Here is a 3428-nt window from a genome sequence, read left to right as displayed (position 1 = left end):
AATTTCGTAAGTATCACGCATGACAACCCCCTAAAGTAAAGACATAAAGTATTAGTTTACAATATACACATATTTAATAAAATATGTTGTACCTAGTTTGTTCTTTTAATTTGTTGACAATTCCTAATCTAGCAATCATTCAGAGCCAGTTATTAAAAACTTGCTCTGCCATAATTTGGGTTAATGCCTCTAGTTCGCCTGTTTTTAGCGATATCGAATTAATCGCCTTGGAGCATTTAAGGCAAACACAAAAAGAGGATTACATCCTTGATCGCTTGGTAATTCTCTGCCCCAACTTGATGGCCAATAGCAATGGTGAGTCGATCTTAAACTTAGAGCTTATCCTTAAAAAGGAGAACATATTCTCTAAGTCTAAAAGTGTTAAGTTGCTTGATCTAAATTTAGACGCTGACGATACAGCAGTTTTGCAAAAACTCAGAGAGTTGCAAGATATTATTTTGGCCGCAAATGGGCAAGCTGACCTTTGCAAAACACGCTTGCGTATTACTATGGCTCATGCCGAGAATTATATTTCCACTACTCTCAACTCCTATCATCGCAAAATTATTGAGCGCATTATTCTATATTCACCGCAATATACTGAGGCATGCCTGCAACTTAACCTATTAGAAGAACGTATCGAGCAATTACGTGAAATTACCACTAGCCTTGATAATTACGATTACGATTATCTTTTGGGAGATCTGGTTCTAGTTAATCCTCAAGAGGAGGAAGAGGAAGAACTAGAGCGTTGCTATACTCAATTTGATAAGCAGGAAAAAATAATTGATGATCTCTACAAGCGTCTCTACCGTATTTTCCCTAGCTACCCTAACTTGCAAAAGCTGCCTAAAGAGCTAACTCCGCTTAAGCCTCATTTTGCTAAATGGTCTAAACCTCTAATTAGAATTATGAAGCTCAAAAGAAAAACCAATCAACTTTTCGATGATTATTTTAAATCAGCCCTAAAATCTTAAGCCCTAAAGGCTCGGGCTCTCTCTAAGATACAAGGAAAGAAACAGCTGTGCGCTAAGTGCTTAGCTATTAGCTCTTGGCTCTTATCGCATAGGAATTAGCGCATAGCATTTAGCGCAAGGCATGTTGTGCGCTGTGCTTTGCTCTGCTATGAGGACAAACAAAGGCATTAGAGGAGGCGAAAATTATAGCTAACCTCTTTGAGGTTGGCTTAAGAGGTTAGTTTTAAGGCTTGAGGGTAGGCAGAAATTATTTGTCCTTTTGCTCATTTAACTTAAACTTGCTTAAGGCTCTATCAACTTGATCTTGCATACGGTCTAGGTACTCAAGATCTTCTTTAATTCTTGCTTCCTTATGATCGAGCTTATTTAGTACTCGTGGCTCACAATTACCGCCTGAGGAAAACTTGGCATCATACTTTTCTACCATATCATGGTACTTATCATTAACTTGAGCCTTAGCCTGGTCTGATGGGGTTTTAGAAAAACGTGTTCCTGATTTTGCACCTTTAACCAGTTCTTCGATTTCATCAGCTTTTTTTCCAGAAAAAATATTAATAATAGCAGACACAAATGGAAGCATGATTGATCCTCCTATAATTACTTAAGCATTAATGCCAGTACAAAAAACTAACAATAATTATGGTGGCAGAAATGACCAGCTACAGACCTACTCTGATTATTAAAACTTAGCATAGCATCTTTTCGCTAACGAGCTTACTATCCTTGTAGGTAATTACGCCCATTTAGCTAGATAAGTAATCTTAACAAGAATAAGACATTTTATCTATCTGTATTAAGACCTTGCTCAGGAGGGAGGTGTTGTAAATACATATTAATATAAAGCTTATTAATAGTATGGAGTTCTTGGATCAAATAAAAATCCTGTAGGATCACTTAGGAAGACTGGATTACTGGTTTATAAGAAAATGGAAATAAACAGCTAAAATAGCTCGTTCTTAAAGGTGCTACTTTATAAGTACAGTATGATTAGCTTGTTGATTCCACAACATTTTTACTTGAACCAGTTCTTAGCTTTTGGCCATGAAGAAGAGTTTTTTATCTGATGTGGAAGGTATGGCTAGCACTAAAGCTCTGATTTGATTATGGCGAGCATGTAAGCATTGATGGAGCTCATAAAGGACAGACAGGCACAGCAGCACTCACTCCAGCTTATTCTTGCTTGAAGTTAGAGAGCGCTGCTTATTAAATACTTGACTAAAGATTTGCTAAGACAAAACCAATTATTCTTTGTTTTGGTCTTTACTATCGTCCTTTTGGTCTGTTTTAAGCTCAAAGCGCTCTAAAGCACTATCAACTTGAGACTTCATCTTATCCAAATATTCGATATCTTTAGCAATACGCTCTTCTTTATGATCAAGTCGATTGAGGATTCTTGGTTCACACTTGCCGCCTGGTGAAAATTTGGCATTGTACCGCTCAACCATTTCACGATACTTTTCATTAACCTCCGATTTAGCTTGGCTAGAACGCTCTATTGCACTACGAGTCCGACTCGTTGCGCCTTGCACCATATCCTCTTTACCAAGGTTTCCTGGTGCTCCAACCAATGCACCAATAATTTTGGTAAATCTAAACACAAGAGCTCCTTAAACTCTGTAAAGCCCCCTATCCTCTAACAATATTATTAAGCTAATGGTAATTTTGGATTGAAATATCATAAAGATGACTTATGACAATAGCGCCCTCTAGATCTTATGAAAATAAGATCTAGCTGGAGAACCATTGGCATAAATACCAAATAGCAAAGATATATTATTCAGAGAATGATGTTGACTAAATTGAACTTAACGCTATTAGCAGGAATGCACTCTAAAAGAGTGATTGTTGTGGGTAGTGCAGATATGCGTTCTTACAGCAAAACGGAAGGAAAAAAATAGCTGTTTAATTTAAGCTAATAGCAATGGATCGCAACAAGCAAGTCTTCATAGAGCTTGTGAGTTGCTCAAGTAGGCTTTTAATCTTTGTTGCTGCCGATATTATAATGAGGATAATTTAAGAAAAAAAGAGCTTTGATCGCAATTTAGTAAGCACGATTCCTTTCAGCCTTAAAAAAACTTTTTCTAATTTAGGCTATCGCTAAATCTAAATCTAAGTTTGGTCAGTCTCAAATAAACTTAGCTTTAAATTGGTGCATCTTAGGCACCATTAAATCTTAAATAAGGAAAATTGCTAAATTTAAGTGCAAAAATATTTATCTAAACATTGCAACTTTTTGATCATCGTCAAAAGAGCGTATTTATTTTAAATTTATAGATTTTTTTAATTGACTACCTAGATATAACGAGTATAACCTACATCCCCGCAAAAAAATGTGGGGTATCATTATATGATGTTTTGGGTACCTTGTAGCTATCCATTAGCATGTGGTACTCTTATGTGCAGGTATGTCCAAGTAGTTTATAGGAAGCTTCAGCACTTCAACAAGCTCTT

Annotated in this window: 3 protein-coding genes; 1 reads left to right on the top strand and 2 read right to left on the bottom strand. The window is 36.4% G+C overall.

Annotated features, from left to right (window positions below; genetic code table 11):
* Window positions 1-299 precede the first annotated feature (299 nt).
* Window positions 300-977: a hypothetical protein gene (locus MXE38_RS11945; RefSeq protein ID WP_246915374.1), complete on the top strand. Its 678-nt coding sequence runs from the start codon at window positions 300-302 to the stop codon at window positions 975-977.
* A gap of 247 nt (window positions 978-1224) precedes the next feature.
* On the opposite strand, the gene MXE38_RS11940 is transcribed toward MXE38_RS11945, so the two are convergent.
* Together MXE38_RS11940 and MXE38_RS11935 are read right to left on the bottom strand one after the other, a co-directional pair.
* A complete protein-coding gene (locus tag MXE38_RS11940; RefSeq protein ID WP_246915372.1) occupies window positions 1225-1557 on the bottom strand; it encodes a hypothetical protein in 333 nt (110 codons plus the stop codon).
* 661 nt (window positions 1558-2218) lie between these two features.
* Window positions 2219-2575 carry a hypothetical protein gene (locus MXE38_RS11935; protein WP_246915370.1) on the bottom strand — a complete coding sequence of 119 codons (357 nt, stop codon included), beginning with the start codon at window positions 2573-2575 and terminating at the stop codon, window positions 2219-2221.
* Window positions 2576-3428: the final 853 nt, after the last annotated feature.

The sequence above is a fragment of the Anaerobiospirillum sp. NML120448 genome (genome assembly GCF_023050945.1).
Taxonomy (GTDB): Bacteria; Pseudomonadota; Gammaproteobacteria; order Enterobacterales; family Succinivibrionaceae; genus Anaerobiospirillum.
This window is presented reverse-complemented; position numbering and strand designations above follow the sequence as displayed.

Bases quoted from the DNA above. Each gene is read 5' to 3' on its own strand.
- MXE38_RS11945 (WP_246915374.1), top strand. From the start codon at position 300: ATGGCCAATAGCAATGGTGAGTCGATCTTAAACTTAGAGCTTATCCTT.
- MXE38_RS11940 (WP_246915372.1), bottom strand. From the start codon at position 1,557: ATGCTTCCATTTGTGTCTGCTATTATTAATATTTTTTCTGGAAAAAAA.